A 17,648-nucleotide genomic window follows, 5' to 3' on the forward strand; every position below is an offset into this window, starting at 1 on the left:
TTGTTATTTTTTATTTATTAAAACTTTTTAAAACATTTATTTTGTTATTTTTTATTAAATATTCTATCTTAGAGGCTTTAAAACCAGTTAGTAACCGAAATACAGCCTACCAGCGGGTAGTTAAATATCAAGTAAAAGCGTCAATCCATTTTGAATTTTGAAGTACAAACCCTTGCACAATAGCTATAAAAGGATTTAATAACCTGTACTTAACAAAGCTTTAACATTCAAAAGGGAATTTTGGCAACGTTATAAAATATTTATAAACAAAAATCAACAATCAATAAAACTAAAAAAAATGAAAAGAAAGATTTACCTAAGCCTTTTCTACTGCCTCTGTTGCATTTTTCTAGCCAATGGACAAGAGCTAAAAACGCTTCATGGAAAAGTCGTGACAGACAGTGGAGAAAGCTTACCCGGTGTTTCAGTTACCGTTATCGGGACAGATAAACGCATTGGAACAACTACTAATGAGCAAGGGATCTACCGTTTATCAATTCCAGATGATGCTACGCTCTCATTCTCTGCTATCGGTTACATCACACAACAGCTGAACCCACAAGGCGCAAGCCAACTGGATGTCGTCATGAAAATCGGGCAGGCCGATCTGGAAGAAGTGGTAGTGGTTGGTTATGGCACACAAAAGAAAGCAAATTTAACCGGCGCTGTTGATCAAGTCGGAAAAGAGGTTTTTGAAAATCGCCCCCTCGCAAGCACTACTCGGGGGCTCCAAGGGGTTATACCAAACCTGAACATTAAAATGACCGATGGAAAACCTACGCGTGGCGCTACCTTTAATGTTCGCGGAACGACCTCCATTGGTGCCGGAGGATCGGCGCTGGTACTTATAGATGGTGTACCGGGCAATGCCGATCTCTTGAATCCCAATGATATTGAAAGCGTCACTGTTTTAAAAGACGCGGCATCCGCAGCCATCTACGGTGCCCGCGGTAGCTTCGGGGTCGTATTAATAACAACGAAAACACCCAGTAAAGAACGATCGGTTATTAACTATTCATCCGGCTATTCCAGAAATGATCATACCATACGCCCGGATCTGGTAACGGAAGGATATCCGTGGGCAAAAACGTTCAATGAGGCTTTTAGTTCGTGGAACGACTACAATGCAGACCCGCAAAAAGCTAATAGTGTATTTCCTTGGTCGCAAGAATACCTGGAAGAATTGCGTAAGCGGCATGAGGCCGGCAACACCCCTTCTACCGATATTGATCCGGCTACCGGAAGATACGTTTATTATGGAAGCACAGATTGGTTGAAAGAATTGTATGCTGACCACACGCCCTCAATGGAGCAGCAATTAAGCTTCTCCGGCAGTGGTGAAAAGACATCATTCTATCTCTCAGGTCGCTACAATAACCAAGGCGGGATTTTTCGTTATAATCCCGATAAATACAACCAATATAATTTACGCGCTAAAGGAAGCATACAGGTGAAAGAATGGCTGCGTGTGGAAAACGACATTACCTATAACGAAAGAGCCTATTTTACACCCATACTGAATCATCCAAGCAATACCCCGGTATGGCGACGTATTTCGGATGAAGCTTTTCCGGTAGCCATGTTGCGTAATCCGGATGGAACGCTCACGGAAAATGCTTCCATTGTTTTCGGCAGCTTTATTTCCGGTAATAATCATTGGGATGAATCCCGTAGACAAACCCGCAATACCTCCCGGATTTTTACCAATTTTTTCGACAATAAGCTAAAAATCAACGGCGACTTCACCTTTGAAAAAACCGCTTTCAATCGCACGCGCCTGTACACGCCTGTCCCGTATAGCAATGCACCCGGTGTTACGCTCGAGCGAGGGATCAGCAAAATGAACGAGCTTATTGACAACACAACCTATCTAGCGCTCAATGCCTATGGTCAATACACACAAGACTTCGGAAAAAACCATATCAACGCCGTACTTGGCTATAATTACGAGCGATCAAAATTGTCGAGCCGTTATATGGAACGTGATAATTTGATCAATCCTTCGCTTCCTGATTTCTCTTTAATTGATGGACAAAATTTTCTCTTAACAGGTGGAGGAAACGAATGGCTGACTGCCGGAGGTTTCTATCGGATTAGTTATGATTACGACGGTAAATATTTACTCGAAACGAACGGTCGCTATGATGGATCGTCTAAATTTCCGCGCGGACAGCAATGGGGTTTCTTCCCGTCCATTTCAGGCGGTTGGCGCGTTTCTGAAGAAAACTTCTGGAAAAACGGTCTAAAAGAGGCGATTGGCGAATTTAAACTGAGAGCCTCCTACGGCAGCTTAGGTAATGGCAATATTGACCCTTACCAATTCCTGGAGATAATGGACGTCAGCCGATCTGGTCTTATCTTGGGAGGTATTCGGCCGAATTACACGTCTAACCCCGGCGTAATACCAAACGGGCTAACCTGGGAAAAAGCAACCACTATTAATTTGGGGACCGACTTGTCCTTCATTAAAAACAGGCTGAATGCTACGTTCGACTGGTATACCCGGAAAACAACCGATATGTTTACGGTTGGACTTCCCTTACCAAGTATTTTTGGAACAGATGTCCCCGAAGGAAACTACGCTGATTTGAAAACAATCGGTTGGGAATTAAGTCTTAACTGGCGCGACCAGATCAAAACGTCGAAGCCAATCAATTACGACCTACGGTTTACGCTGGCGGACAGCAGGGCTTTCATCACACGCTTCAACAATCCACTCGGATTGATTACGACCTATTACGAAGGACAACGCGTGGGAGACATTTGGGGCTTTGTTAATGACGGTTTCTTCCAAAGTCAGCAAGAAATCGATAATTACGCAATCGACCAGTCGTTTATACGAGTGTCAGCCGCTAACAAAATCCTACCGGGCGATATTAAATTTAAAGATATAAACGGCGATGGAAAAATTGACCAAGGAACCAATACCTTAGGCGATCCCGGCGACCAAGTGATTATCGGCAATACGGAGCCTCGCTTTCAATTTGGTTTTAATGCTAATTTTAGCTGGAACAATTTCTTCTTAACCAGCTTCTTTCAAGGGGTTGGGAAGCGTGAATTTATGCCTGGTGCAGACAACGCGCTCTTCTGGGGACCTTACAATCGTCCGTACAGCTGGCATCCAACTTATGTTGTGAATAACATGTGGTCAGAAGAAAATCCCGATGCATATTTCCCTCGCCCACGCGGCTATACGGCACTTAATTCGCGCGGCGAACTAACGTTTAATCAGACCCGTTACCTTCAAAATGCCGCCTATATACGCCTGAAAAGTATTTCGATCGGCTACAATTTGCCGAAGTCGTGGTTAGGTAAGCTCAACATCGAAAACCTGAGCGTCTACTTCACCGGCCAAAACCTCTGGACCTGGTCGCCCATGTTCAAACACAATCCCAACATGGATCCGGAAAATATAGAACGTGCCGATCCGGAGCTGAATCCAAATGCAGGACAGGGCATGGCTTATCCGATGCTCAAAACCTATACACTGGGAATCAACGTAACACTCTAATAAGAATCTATTCAAAATGCCTTTTAAAACAAGCAAAAAATGAATAAAAGAAAATATAGGATGAAAAAGATATTTTTTATTGCTACACTCGCTTTGTTAACTGCTTGCGAAAAATCCTTCGAGCAGTATCCACCGGACAAGCTTTCACCCGAAAATGCATTCAATACCGAAAAGGATCTGCAATTATATGCGAATTCTTTCTACAACAATTTGCCTAGCGCCAATGATATCGTCAGAGGTGACCAAACAAGTGATTTCCTCGTAGGCTCCACGATCGACAATTATTTATCGGGTAGTTATTCGGCCGCACAAGCCGGTGGATGGACCTGGGGGCCGCTTCGAAATATCAACTACTTCCTCGAGCAAATGGTAAGAGCACAAATAAGCGACGAATCACGTAAGCATTTTGAGGGGTTAGCCCGTTTCTTCCGTGCCTATTTCTACTTTAATAAAGTAAAACAATTCGGCAACGTTCCCTGGCAAGAAAAAACACTCACGATTGATGATCCCGATTTATACAAACCGCAGGACTCACGTGCGTATGTAATGGAAAAAGTTCTAGCAGATCTTAATTTTGCCTGCGAGAACATTTCACCGGCCATTGATCCCACGTCTTCCCAAATCAGCAGACCGGTAGCCTTGGCCTTCAAATCCAGAATCTGTCTTTTCGAAGGCACTTATCGCAAGTATCATGAAGAACTCAATCTTCAAGCCACGGCAAACACTTGGCTGCAAGAAGCCGCTGATGCAGCCAAGCAAGTAATTGACGGCGGCCAATACCGTTTGAACATAGAATCGGACCCGACGACGAGCTTCCGAAACCTATTTATCAATGAGCAACCAAAAACCAACGAAATCATGTTGGCAGCAATCAACAACGCCTCCTTGCGCGTACTGAACGATGCCAATTGGTACTGGACAAGTGCAACCTACGGTCGGCGGCTCAGTTTCACGAAAACATTCGTTAATACATTCTTAAATCGCGATGGCAGTCGATTTACCGATCAGGCGAACTACAATCAGATCCCTTTCTGGGAGGAAGTAAAAAACAGAGATCTCCGCCTACAACAGTGCATTCGCATGGGCAGCTATCAACGGGAGGGCCAGCCGGCACCGCCCGACTTCACTTATACCTACACCGGCTACATGCCCTACAAATTTACGCTCGATTCGAAAGCAACCGATGGACGTGCCGAAAACAACAACTCACTTCCCTTGATGCGCTATGCGGAAGTGTTACTGAACTATGCCGAAGCAATGGCCGAGCTGAACCGTTTCACAGAGGCGGAATGGAACTTAACCATCAAACTGCTTCGCGAACGTGCCGGTTTAAGCAACACGGCAATGCCTTTAACAGCCGACACTTATCTGGAACAGGAATACTTTGCCGATCAAAACCTCAGCGCTGCGCTGCTTGAAATACGCAGAGAACGTGCTATTGAACTAGCCATGGAAGGCTTTCGATATGATGATCTCATGCGCTGGAAGTTGGCTAATTTGTTACTTAAGCCTTATACCGGACTTTATGTTCCTGCAATGAATACACCGTATGATCTCAATGAAGATGGTAAAAACGATGTCTCCTTTGTAACCGCTGTACCCTCCAATCCGCAAAAGGGTATTGTGTATTTTGTCATTAACGGCACGCAACATTATTTGACAAATCAAACAAGCGGAAATATTGTCGCACAAAACAATTTACGACGGATATTTGACGATTTCATGTATTTAAGACCTATTCCTATCGAGGAAATAACCCTCAATCCCAATCTAAAACAGAACGCCGGGTGGGAGTCGAGATAACCGTATGGCCATTGGTGTTGCTCGTGCATACCAATGGCTAAACTTTAATTTTATTTATTTATATTTAAATTTGTTATTTTTTATTTCTTTTTGTTTATTTGATGCTAACTAATACCAATATAAACAGGAACTATGATGTACGAAAATTCCTCCCTACTAACAAAAGTCGGACTTCCAAAAACACTGACTTGGGGATACTTGGGCATATTGATCTTTATGATGGGTGACGGAGTTGAACAGGGCTGGCTGAGCCCTTACCTGCTTTCACACAATATGCATATTGAACAATCCGCTGCTTTATTTACCGTGTATGGCGTTACGATAGCCATATCGTCTTGGTTATCGGGGGTATTAGCAGAAACATTCGGCCCACGAAAGTCGATGTTAGCCGGGCTATTATTATACATTATCGGCACCGTTGGTTTTGTGGGCTTTGGCATGGCGAATTTGAATTACCCCATCATGCTAATAACCTACGCCATCCGTGGATTTGGCTATCCCTTGTTTGCCTATTCATTTTTAGTTTGGATTACTTACAAAACACCAAAAGCAATGCTTGGAAGAGCCGTTGGATGGTTTTGGTTTGTATTCACCGGCGGCCTAAACGTGCTTGGAGCATATTACTCCAGCTGGGCGATCGAAAAATTAGGATATCAGAACACCCTTTGGAGTTCAATTTTCTGGGTAGCTTTGGGTGCTCTTTTTGCGCTCGTGTTTAACAAAGAATCTTTTAATACCCATCAACCGCAGGGGCAAACGACCAGTAAGAAGGAAGAGCTGTTGAAAGGGTTTACCATTATTAAAGCGGAACCGAAGGTGCTTTTAGGAGGGATTGTACGGATTATCAATACAACGGCGCAATTTGCATTTCCTGTCTTCTTACCTATCTATATGGCGCAATTTAATATCAGCACCAAAGAATGGTTACAGATATGGGGAACTATTTTTACCGCAAACATTGCCTTTAATTTAATTTTTGGTTTTGTGGGCGACCGTCTCGGATGGCGCAACACGATCATCTGGTTCGGAGGCATTGGCTGTGGCCTTACCACACTCCTTATCTTTTATATCCCTGCATGGACCCATGGAAGTTATTGGGCAGTTATGTTGGCCGGTGTGCTATGGGGAGCTTTATTAGCTGGTTATGTTCCACTTTCTGCGCTCGTTCCTTCACTCGTAGAAAAGGACAAGGGCGCTGCTATGGCAATTCTAAACCTCGGTGCGGGACTTCCTGTATTTGTCGGCCCTGCCTTAGTGGGTTTATTCATCAGCACAATCGGCAATGCCGGCATCATCTGGATTCTGGCCATATTATATTTTATAAGCGCCTTGCTAACGCTATTTATAACGCTACCCAAAAACAAAACACAAATAGAAACAAGAAAACTTTACGTAAATGAAAATATTAATAACGGCCCCTTACAATGAGAAAGCTCAAGGCGAACTAAAGGAATTGTTCGGAGAAATTATATACCGCGAGTGGAAAATCAAAGGAAGTGCTTACACAGAAGAAGAACTGATAGCGTTACTTACTGAGGAACAACCGGATGCGCTCATCACGGAACATGACCAGGTTACCGAGAAGGTCATCGCCACCTTTCCTCATTTAAAATTTATCGGTGTTTGCCGGGGAACCCCCTCCAATGTCGCAATAAATAAAGCAACTGAATTAGGCATACCGGTGTTTAATACACCGGCAAGAAATGCACAGGCCGTCGCCGAAATGTTTATAGCCAACTTGATTACCTTTATGCGTAACACACTGGCCGGTATTAAATGGCTTGAGGCGAAAAAATGGGAGGCCGGTGCTCATGCTTCTTATCTTCAATTCAAGGGACATGAGCTTGCCGGAAAAAAAGTTGGAATGGTTGGCTTTGGTGCCGTTGGACAAACCATTGCCAATTTACTGCAGCATTTTCCGACCGACATCGTATATTATGATCCCTACTATACTTCCGAAAATGTAAATTTCAAAAAAGTATCTTTAGAGGAGGTCTTCAGCACCGCTGATATTGTAGGAATACATCTACCTGTTACGGAGCAAACGAAAGGTATGATTAATAAAGATTTAATTAGCAAGATGAAGGCTGATGCTATTTTTGTAAATACCGCCCGTGCAGTGGTCGTAAATCGCGTGGACTTATTGCAAGCGCTAACGGAAGGAAAAATCGGCGGAGCTATATTGGATGTCTTTGACCATGAACCGCCCGACGAAATGGATTATAAGCTGATTCATCACGAACGCGTGCTGGCAACTCCACACATTGCAGGCGCAACATTTGAAGTTGAAGATCACCATGCTGACATTATGAATAATTGCTTAAAGGAATTCTTCAAAAATGGCAACAAACGTATTAAACAACTTGTCAACAAAGAAATTTAGCGCCTTAAGCTGTAAATTATGAATCAGGAAAAGCAATTAGCTTATTTAGTGGTAGACATAGGTACGGGCAATGCACGCGTTGCAACTGTTCTGACCGACGGAAAAATCGTAGCCCTTAGGCGGGAGAACGTTCATTATGAAAAAGATGCCGACTATCCGGACGCCATTTCGTTCGACCCGGCATGCTTATGGGGACAGATCATTCGAATGAGCCAGCAAGTGCTTCAGGAAACAGAAAATCTCGACATTATCGCTATTACCGCAACGAGTCAACGAGAAGGGATCGTAGTCTTTGGCCCGGACGAAAGTGAATTGATAGGCATGTCTAACCACGATAATCGCGGACGCGAATGGGAAGACATGATAAAGGACAAATCGGCCATGTATAAGGTCGTAGGGCGATACCCAACCGCTCTGTTTTCCGCTCTGAAGCTGGTAGGCTTCAGGGAAAGAAAAACGGGAGCAGGCAAAAAAATAACAGCTTTTACCAGTATCAGCGATTGGGTTAACTTTAAATTTTCGGGCATCCTTGCTTATGAGCATTCGCAAGCTTCAGAGACATTGTTATACGATGTAGAGCGCGGGAAATGGGAAGCAGCCTACGGCGACCTTTTCGGAATATCTCCAGCACTATTGCCACCGCTAAATGTAGCCGGAACAGTGCTAGGCCCTGTCCGCTCCCAACTAGCGTTGGAACTCAACATTAATCCTAAGGCTCGGGTCATTGTCGGTGGATCGGACACCCAAATGGCCATAAAAAGCGTGTCACCCAATACGGATGATGTGGTTATCGTATCAGGCACCACCACGCCGGTTGTTAAGATCGTTGACAACTACCTGGTCGATGCCTCGGAACGTACTTGGACAAGTCGGCACATCGATGACAACTATTTTGTACTGGAAGCGAATGCGGGTGTCACCGGCCTAAATTACCAGCGCCTTAAAGAAATTTTTTATCCAAATGAAGATTACGAGGTTATTGAGGAAGAACTGAACAAGGTATCACAGCCCCAGTGTATCGCGTCTTTAGGGTCGCTGATCGCAGACGAAAAATCGCCCCTAACCAAAGGAGGTTTTATTTTCAATGCACCCGTTTCCCACCAGCTCACGAGGGGCGACTTTGTCTGGGCCATATTGTGGGATATCGCCTGCAGCATTTACGAAAATTACAAAACGCTTGATCAGGTTAGCGGGCACTCGAAGGATTATGTATTAGCATGCGGCGGTGGGGTACAGAGTAAAACGTTGCGGCAGTTTCTGGCCAACTTATTTAATAAAAAGATCATCATCCGCGATACTTATAGACAATCATCCATCATCGGAGCAGCGCTGATCTGTACCGAAGCTTTACAAACCGTGTCCTATGAAACCCATGTGCTGGACACAAGCGTTCCCCGCGAGCGCGATCGCTACTTAGCCCTTTATGAAGAATGGTCTAAAGTCCGTAAAACATTTAAGCAGGTAAAATGAAGGAATATATCATTGGAATCGATGTTGGCACGCAGGGGGTTCGGGTAGCACTTGTTCAGGCAAACGGAACGGTTATACAGACAGTATCTACTCCTTTTAAACTTACCGCCCGGTCAAGAGAAGAGCAGTCGCCGGATATGTGGTGGAAACATACGCTTGAAGCGTTGTTGGAAATCAGAAAGCAAACAGCGAATGATATTGCGCCCCGGGCGATCAAAGCCATTGCGACAACCTCTACATCCGGAACCGTTATTCCGATAGACAAAAACGGCATTCCTCTACATGACGCACTTATGTATAGTGATACCCGTTCGGCCGAAGAGGGTCAATACTGCAAAGCGCTGGCAAAACAGTACAATCCGGACGGATTTACCGGTTTTAATGCATCGTGTGGACTTTCCAAAATCAGGTGGTTCGACAAAAATTATCCGGAAAAGACGGAACGGATACACAAATGGATCCATGCTGCCGACTTCATTACCGGCAAACTCTGTGGCCGGTTCGATATAACGGATTACACCAATGCATTGAAAACAGGTTTTGATGTAGACCGTTATTGCTGGCCGGATTACCTCGATCGACTTATTACAACCACCTGGCTACAGGAGGTGGTTCCATCAGGAACGGTAATTGGCGAATTGGCCACGGACTTAGCAGGGGCACTACGATTGGACAAAACAAAGGTCGTAGTAGGTCTTACCGATGGTTGCGCTTCACAGTTAGCCTCCGGCGCCGTCAAACCAGGCGATTGGAATACGACTATTGGGACTACCATGGTGATTAAGGGCGTAACCCGTAACAAAATCATTGATCCCAGCGGTAGCATTTATTGCCATCGGCATCCCGAAGGATATTGGATGCCGGGCGGCGCGAGCAACACCGGTGCCGATTGGGTTAGTTTGGATTTTGATAAAAAAGAGCTGCCGATATTAAACGCGCATGCCGCTCGACTCTTGCCCACCTCACATCTTGCCTGGCCATTAAAACAAAAAGGCGAACGATTCCCTTTTACTTCACCGCATGCAATGGGTTTTGCTCCTCCAAGCATATCGAATGAAGAACGTTATACGGCCAATATGGAAGGCGTGGCTTATATCGAACGCTATGCTTATGAACAAATCGAAGGTCTGTCATCCGAGCCGGTAAGCGCTATCTTCACCGCCGGGGGGGCCAGCAATAGCGCTCCCTGGTTGCGTATCCGAAGCAGTGTACTCAAGAAGCCCATTTATAAATCCCGGGAAGCAACCGGTGTATTGGGGGCGGCAATAGCTGCTGCGTCCAAAACCATATATGGCTCTATGACAGAAGCCGTCAACCACATGACACAGATAACTGAAGAGGTATTGCCGGAAAAAGAGCTTATTTCCATATACGAAGAAAATTATCATCAATTTATTCATCTGTTAATCGACAAACAATATATTGCGACATGTTAACGGTATATCTTTTACGACATGGCGAAACAGCCTATAATGCAGACGGGAACCGCTACTGTGGCCTAACAGATATAGGCCTGACGGAAAGGGGGGTAGAACAGGCAAAACGAGTGGCATTCTTTCTGAAGGATACACCCATCGAAGCCGTCTATGCTTCGCCCTTGCAACGGGCTTTTACAACAGCCGCTCTAGCCATTGAGGGCAAGATACAAATACAGAAGGAGGAGCGTTTAAAAGAACTTGACTTTGGTAATTGGGAAGGAAAAACCAGGGAGGAATTTGTGCGGGAAGATCCTGAACTTTGGAATGCGTGGGAAAAAGCACCCGAAACTGCCCGAGCCGGTGGTACCGGTAATACCGGTAGCGAAATTGTGGAACGCGTAGATGCTTTTTTCTTGGAAATGTTGCAGACGCATCGCGATCGCAGCATTATGGTGGTGGCTCATAACACCGTCAACAGGTTATATCTTGCCTACAAATTGGGAATGCCTTTGCGAAATTATCGTCGGATTGTTCAGGAAAATTCTGCCATCACTCTTTTTGAACTGGACAATCAGGGGATATTAAGCCTTCATCAATTGAATACACGTTAAAATTTAATTACCTTATGAATAAATTATTTCTATTAAGCCTTTTTATTGTCAGCAGCTTAAGTCGCCCCGCTACCGCTCAAGAAAAGTTACATGTTATTTCCGTTAAAACGGCAAAAGAGCTACACCGCTTTTTCCAATATAGGCCCGGCAATAAACCCATTATTTCAGGCCATCGGGGCGGTACGGAAAAAGGCTTTCCCGAGAACTCGATCGAAGCATTCGAAAATACGCTAAAATATACACAAGCATTTTATGAAATCGATCCACGGCTTACGAAAGACAGCATCATCGTATTGATGCACGATGCGACGCTTGAACGCACGACTACCGGCACAGGAAAGGTTAGCGACTACACCTATGAAGAACTTAAACAGTTCAAGTTAAAAGATGTTAACGGAAACGTCACACCTTACCATATCCCTACCCTTTCTGAAGCAATCGAGTGGGCAAGGGGTAAAACGGTTCTAAACCTCGACAAAAAGGATGTACCGATGGAAATGACCGCCGCCTTAATCAAAAAGCACCAAGCAGAAGCCTTTGTGATGGTAACAGTACACAATGCCGAGCAAGCGAAATTTTATTACGAACAGAATAAAAATCAAATGTTCTCTGCTTTTGTAAAAACCCCCGATGCGTTAAAGCCTTATGAGGATGTGGGAATACCAGCCAGTCAAATGATCGCTTATATCGGACCCGATATAAAACCCGATAATCAAGTGATGTACAAGTTACTGCATGCAAAAGGCATACGCTGTATGATTTCGGCAGCGCCCACTTATGACAAGTTAAAAACGAAAGAAGAACGCGCAAAAGCCTACCGAGCCATTATTGAAGACGGCGCCGATGTGCTGGAATCCGATTTACCGATTGAAGTAGGCGAAGCGATCGGGTCGTTGAGACGTTAAGTCGTTAAATAGTTGAGTAGGGAATTAGCTAATGTGACAATTAGCCGATGTGATAACTAGTTAAGTCGTTAAATAGTCTAGTGGTTAAGTAGTTAGTACGAATAACTATTAACCGATAACGAATAACTAATCTAGTTAAGTAGTTAAATAGTCGAGTAGTTAAGTAGTTAGTACGAATAACTATTAACCGATAACGAATAACTAATCTAGTTAAGTCGTTAAATAGTCAGTACGAATAACTATTAACCGATAACGAATAACTAATCTAGTTAAGTAGTTAAATAGTCGAGTAGTTAAGTAGTTAGTACGAATAACTATTAACCGATAACGAATAACTAATCTAGTTAAGTCGTTAAATAGTCGAGTAGTTAAGTAGTTAGTACGAATAACTATTAACCGATAACGAATAACTAATCTAGTTAAGTAGTTAAATAGTCGAGTAGTTAAGTAGTTAGTACGAATAACTATTAACCGATAACGAATAACCAACAACTAGTAACCAATAACCAACAACTAACCTAGCCCTTATGAGCGTCTCTGCTCACAACTGGCAACTCGCAACGCACAACTATTAACCAATAACTAACAACTAATAACTAACAACTAATAACCAATAACTAAATAGACGCTCTCTTAAACAAATAGAAGGGCACTTCGACATGTTGTTTGGAGTTTTCCAATATGAGGTTGGCAGCAGTTGTGCCCATTTTTTCGAAATCAGTTGAGATGGTGGTTATGCCGTTCAGTATAAATCGTTTAACGCGGGTTTCGTTGTAAGAAATGACACCAACCTGGCTTCCGATTTCCAATTTCATGGAAATAATACGATCCAACAAAATCACTAAATCGTCTTCCATTAGATTGATATAAACTTCGCCTGCACTGATCGGCTCTTTCGCAATATCGCTCACAAGCAGGTGGTCAAAAGCATATTGCTGACAAAAGCGATAAAATCCCTTTATAATCTCTCGTGGAAAGTAACTTTTATCCGGAAAAATCAATTTTAAGGTATGGTATTTAGCCAATTCCCCTTTAGCCTCTTCCAAGGCATGGTAAATGTCTTCTTCAAAGTTTTCATATACGGCAGCATAATCGCCTTCTACTCCGGGTACCTTTTTATCCAGTAACAGCAATTTCTCTTTTGGCAATTGATTGATTACTTCGGCGGCTTTTTCACGTTCCTCCACAAAATGAGGGATGATCACATAGTGCGTATAATCCTGCTTTTGGTTCTGTAAGAGCTTTTTAAAAAGATTAAAATCGTTATTGTAAATATAAAAATCGACCGCAGCATCCGTTCCGAGCGTTTTTATAAAGGCATCATACACAATCTTCTTGTGTGCGCTCAATTTATTGAAAAGTAACATGATGCTTCTCTTTTGCCTGAAGTCGGTACGGCTCACATAATACCCTTTACCGGGCACGGAATCGATCACCCCTAATTTCTTGAGATACCGATAACCCTTTTCAGCAGTATCTCTTGAGACCTCTAAAACAAAACTTAACTCGTTAATAGAGGGCAGCATCGTATCCTTATCGATTTTACCATTTTTAATGGCATTCAATATGGCATTCGTTAGCTGTAAATACTTTGGTGTTGCCGAAAACTCATCAATCTTTATATACTCAAAAAACGGATCACACTTCATGGATATAGGTTACAAAGTCGAAAGATACAGATTTTTGATTAATTGCGTACCACATCAAATGTAAAACTATACTTACCGGAACCTATTTCCACAGCGGAATTATCCACTACAATTCCCTTTTCATCCTTCACCGAGTTTTCCACCGCATTGGGAAAAAATACTTTTGCGGTGGTATTCGGCGGAACTTCTACCGTCATTTGCATCTTCGTGCCGGTAATTTTCCAGTTCGAGACGATTTTTCCATAGATCGTCTCAAGCGAAGCGTTGGCGAAAGACAATCCACCTCCAGGTCGCGGAGCAATCACAAACGCTTTATAGCCCGGTGTCTCACTTGGCGCCTGAATACCGGCAACCTGTTGATACATCCAATCGCCTATAGCTCCATATGCATAATGATTAAACGAGTTCATGTCTTTATTTTGAAAGGAACCATCCGCCTTGATACCATCCCAGCGCTCCCAAATAGTGGTAGCACCTTTCAACACCGGATAAAGCCAGGATGGATAGGTACGCTGCATTAATAAGGTATAAGCGAGATCCTCATAGCCATATCGACTCAAGACGTGGCAAAGGTAGGGTGTCCCCAAGAAGCCGGTGGTAAGGTGGTTATCATAGCTTTTGATATTATCGGCTAAGCGTTTTGCTGCCTGTGCACGTAGATTCTCCGGCAACATATCGAATTGCAGGGCTAATACATAGGCTGTCTGTGAGCTTGAAACCAAGCGACCTGACGGTGTTACATACTCCTTCATAAAGGCTGTCTTCACTTGCTGCAGCAATTGCTGATAACGGGCAACATCCTCCCTTTTTCCTAATACCTCGGCTGCATTGATCATCAATTGTACGGAATGTCCGAAAAAACACTGGGCAATAAGATACTTGTCGGTAATAGCAGCCCGTCCATCCCGATCATCATTAGGAATATAGAAAAGCCAATCACCAAAATGAAACCCTTTATTCCAAAGGTCATTCGTGCTATTATCTACCATAAACTGCACCCATTTTGCCATTGAGGTGTATTGCTGCTCCAGTATCCGCTTGTCGCCGTACAGACGATAAAAATTCCACGGAATAATCGTAGCCACATCCGACCAGCCAGCCGAGCCACCCTCTTTCGTTTTCCAGTAATAGGGTACGACGTGTGGTATCGCACCGCTGGCGAACTGGTCGGCCTTTACATCCTGCAACCATTTCATAAAAAAACCAGCGACATCCATGTTATAAGCTGCCGTATTGAAAAAGGCCTGTGCATCGCCCGTCCAACCTAATCGTTCATCGCGCTGTGGACAATCCGTAGGGACATCCAAAAAATTTCCTTTTTGCCCCCAGCGGATATTGTGCTGCAGTTGATTGATCAAGCTATCCGAGGTTGCAAAGTCCCCTGTTTGACGCATATCTGAATGTAGAACAACTGCTTTTATATTATTTAAATTGATTTTTTCGTTAGCACCTTCAATCTTCACATACCGAAAGCCCTGAAAAGAAAAACGAGGGTGATACGTTTCCGAGCCGCTCCCCTTGAAAATGTAAGTCAATCGCTGCTTAGCCGAACGCAGATTCTCCGTATAAAAATTACCTTCTTTATCTAATACTTCAGCATGATAGAAAACCAGGGAATCACCTGATTTTCCCTTGGCGTCAAACTGAATCCATCCCACCAGGTTTTGTCCAAAGTCAATCACCTTTTCGCCTTTTGGTGTTGTGATAATCTTAAGGGGTTGAATACTCTCCTGTGCCGTCACGGGTGGAGCGGGCGATGCGACTAGCCGTTGGTATGCAAGTGAATCGTTCACTTTAACGGGCTTCCATGTATCATCCTTAAAAGCAACAGTTGTCCAATTAACCTGCTCCATACGGGCATCATAAGTTTCGCCGTTGTAAATGTCAGTCATTCGGATCGGGCCATCCGTTGAGCAGCTCCACGTACCATCGCTGGAAACATTCATCTTTTCCCCATTTTCAAGCTCGATTTCCAGCTGAGCCAAAAGAGCCAGGTCGCCTCCGTAAAAATTGTTTCCACCCATCAAATTTCCTTTGAACCAGCCATTGCCCAGTAGAACGCCTATAACATTCTGTCCATTTTTGAGCTGCTTGGAAACATCGTAGACCTGATACTGCAAACGCTTATGATAGCTGGTCCATCCAGGGGTAAAATAGGCATCCCCTACCTTTTCACCGTTCAGATAAGCCTCGTATAAGCCATGCGATGTGATATAGAGTCTTGCTTTTTTTATCCCTTGATTCAGGTCAAACACTTTCCTAAATTGAGGACTGGGATTGGAAATAGGCGCGGTTGCCTGATCAAGCTGAATCCATTTCGCGTTCCAATCGGTAGGATTGAGCAAGCCCATTTCCCAAAAACTTACCTCACTCCATGGCGAAACGTTTCCTTTGTTATCCCAAACACGGACTTGCCAAAAGTAACGCGTTTTACTTTCCAGCGTAGCTCCGCCAAAGGGTATAAGTACCGAAGCATCACTTGCGACTTTTCCCGAATGCCACGTATTTCCCTTTTTCAATCCACCAACATCAGTGGCTACTTTCAGCTCGTAAGCCGTTTGCATCACCCCTTTTTCCGTCGCCTTTATCTTCCAGCTTAACCGTGGAACTGCGATATCAATGCCAACGGGATTTTTTTGATATTCACAAGTTAAGCCATATAAACTAAGCTTTTGTGCCTGACTTTCTCCCATAGCGATAGCACAAAATAACAAGATCAAACAAGTACATTTCCACCAAACATGTTCATTTACTTTCCGTATCATAATTTATTATTAAAAGGTGATCAATCCGCTAAAAAGAATACGTACCGGCCTGCAGTTCATAAATCACTTCACCGCCCTGCTGACCGATTTTTTTGATATAATTTCCGTAGGGTTCCACATCAATATCATCTTCATGCTTCAATCGCAATGTTGCACTACAATTGGGTGGCACAATAACCTGCAGGGCTAAGCGCTCCTCCCTTTTCCATTTCACTTCAATAAGGCCCGCAGGAGAGTTGAATGAAGCTTCCGCCCATCGCAGCGCGGGTAAGGCGCTGGGAGGACTCACAACAAAATGTTGATATCCAGGCCGCTTTGGATCCAGTTTGATGCCAGCAATACCATCTATATACCACGCTCCCGGATAAAGGTACGAGCTATGTAAGAGCGAATGCCCGGGTAGATCTTTCTCCCACATCTCCCAAATGGTGCTTGCGCCATTCGCTTTCATGTAGCCCCAGCTCGGATAATCCGTTTGGGAAGTCATGCTATAAATCAAATCGTTTCTGTTATTTTCACGGAGCAATTTAAACAACAGCGCACCACCGGTGATACCCACATGAATATGACCGTTCCTGTTAAGCAGAATTTCTTGTTCCAGTCTTTCCATCACCTGAGGACGCAAATCTTTAGGCATAATATCCGCTAAGAGTGCTGCGGCCAGATTCGCCATGGAGCTATCGGCATAGCTGTTGTCCGTCTTGTTAAAAAAACGATCGTGAATAACTTTACTATAGACATTCGCCTGTTCCTCCCATTGGTTAGCTTCCTTCTCTTTGCCAAGTGCATCTGCAATTTTTGCGGCTGTCCTTAAATTGTACACCCGGTAGCAATTATTAAGACAGAGCGTTTCGGGCTTATCATTATTCATTCCTTCAGCAGTAGCTCCTGGCCAGAGCCAGTCGCCCAGAAAATCCCAATGCCCGCCAAATCGCTGCAAGAGGCCCTCTTTCGTATTTGAATCCAGAAAAGCCAGCCAATTTTTTATCAATTCAAAATTCTTTTCCAGTATCCGCTTGTCGCCCTGCTGTTGATACATTGCCCAAGGTAAGGTCACCACAATCCCGCCCCATGCAGGCCCACCACCCCCCATATAGGTCGGAGCAGTATGTGGCAGGATACCATTGTTAAGG

General features: G+C 44.0%; 11 protein-coding genes. 8 read left to right on the top strand and 3 right to left on the bottom strand.

Annotation, left to right across the window (positions count from 1 at the left end; all coding sequences use genetic code 11):
* Positions 1-298: 298 nt before the first annotated feature.
* The 8 genes from E0E36_RS27250 (at position 299) to E0E36_RS27285 (ending at position 12,101) form a co-directional block, all read left to right on the top strand.
* A complete protein-coding gene (locus E0E36_RS27250; RefSeq protein WP_130858556.1) occupies positions 299-3,511 on the top strand; it encodes a SusC/RagA family TonB-linked outer membrane protein in 3,213 nt (1,070 codons plus the stop codon).
* A gap of 60 nt (positions 3,512-3,571) precedes the next feature.
* Positions 3,572-5,314: a RagB/SusD family nutrient uptake outer membrane protein gene (locus E0E36_RS27255; RefSeq protein WP_130858557.1), complete on the top strand. Its 1,743-nt coding sequence runs from the start codon at positions 3,572-3,574 to the stop codon at positions 5,312-5,314.
* 132 nt (positions 5,315-5,446) lie between these two features.
* Positions 5,447-6,742, top strand: a complete 1,296-nt coding sequence (locus E0E36_RS27260) for an MFS transporter (protein WP_242627410.1) — start codon at positions 5,447-5,449, stop codon at positions 6,740-6,742.
* On the top strand, positions 6,711-7,697 hold the full coding sequence (locus tag E0E36_RS27265; protein ID WP_130858558.1) for a 2-hydroxyacid dehydrogenase: 987 nt from the start codon (positions 6,711-6,713) through the stop codon (positions 7,695-7,697). The genes E0E36_RS27260 and E0E36_RS27265 overlap by 32 nt, the downstream gene beginning before the upstream one ends.
* An 18-nt stretch (positions 7,698-7,715) precedes the next feature.
* The gene (locus tag E0E36_RS27270) at positions 7,716-9,167 is read left to right on the top strand and encodes an FGGY-family carbohydrate kinase (protein WP_013663746.1); all 1,452 of its coding nucleotides are present in this window, start codon (positions 7,716-7,718) and stop codon (positions 9,165-9,167) included.
* Positions 9,164-10,603 carry an FGGY-family carbohydrate kinase gene (locus E0E36_RS27275; RefSeq protein ID WP_013663747.1) on the top strand — a complete coding sequence of 480 codons (1,440 nt, stop codon included), beginning with the start codon at positions 9,164-9,166 and terminating at the stop codon, positions 10,601-10,603. The genes E0E36_RS27270 and E0E36_RS27275 overlap by 4 nt, the downstream gene beginning before the upstream one ends.
* Complete coding sequence (locus E0E36_RS27280) at positions 10,597-11,196, top strand: histidine phosphatase family protein (RefSeq protein WP_013663748.1); 600 nt, start codon at positions 10,597-10,599, stop codon at positions 11,194-11,196. The genes E0E36_RS27275 and E0E36_RS27280 overlap by 7 nt, the downstream gene beginning before the upstream one ends.
* A 14-nt stretch (positions 11,197-11,210) precedes the next feature.
* Entirely contained in the window at positions 11,211-12,101 is an 891-nt protein-coding gene (locus E0E36_RS27285) for a glycerophosphodiester phosphodiesterase family protein (protein ID WP_013663749.1), read from the top strand.
* A gap of 617 nt (positions 12,102-12,718) precedes the next feature.
* Here the strand turns inward: E0E36_RS27285 and E0E36_RS27290 are convergent.
* The 3 genes from E0E36_RS27290 to E0E36_RS27300 all read right to left on the bottom strand — a co-directional run.
* On the bottom strand, positions 12,719-13,750 hold the full coding sequence (locus tag E0E36_RS27290) for a GntR family transcriptional regulator (protein ID WP_013663750.1): 1,032 nt from the start codon (positions 13,748-13,750) through the stop codon (positions 12,719-12,721).
* A 38-nt stretch (positions 13,751-13,788) separates the two neighbouring features.
* A complete protein-coding gene (locus E0E36_RS27295) occupies positions 13,789-16,515 on the bottom strand; it encodes a glycoside hydrolase family 78 protein (protein WP_130858560.1) in 2,727 nt (908 codons plus the stop codon).
* A 28-nt stretch (positions 16,516-16,543) separates the two neighbouring features.
* Positions 16,544-17,648: alpha-L-rhamnosidase-related protein (locus E0E36_RS27300; RefSeq protein WP_278045581.1), on the bottom strand; the 1,105-nt coding region annotated here is incomplete at its 5' end.

The sequence above is a fragment of the Olivibacter jilunii genome (assembly GCF_900607235.1).
GTDB lineage: Bacteria > Bacteroidota > Bacteroidia > Sphingobacteriales > Sphingobacteriaceae > Olivibacter > Olivibacter oleidegradans.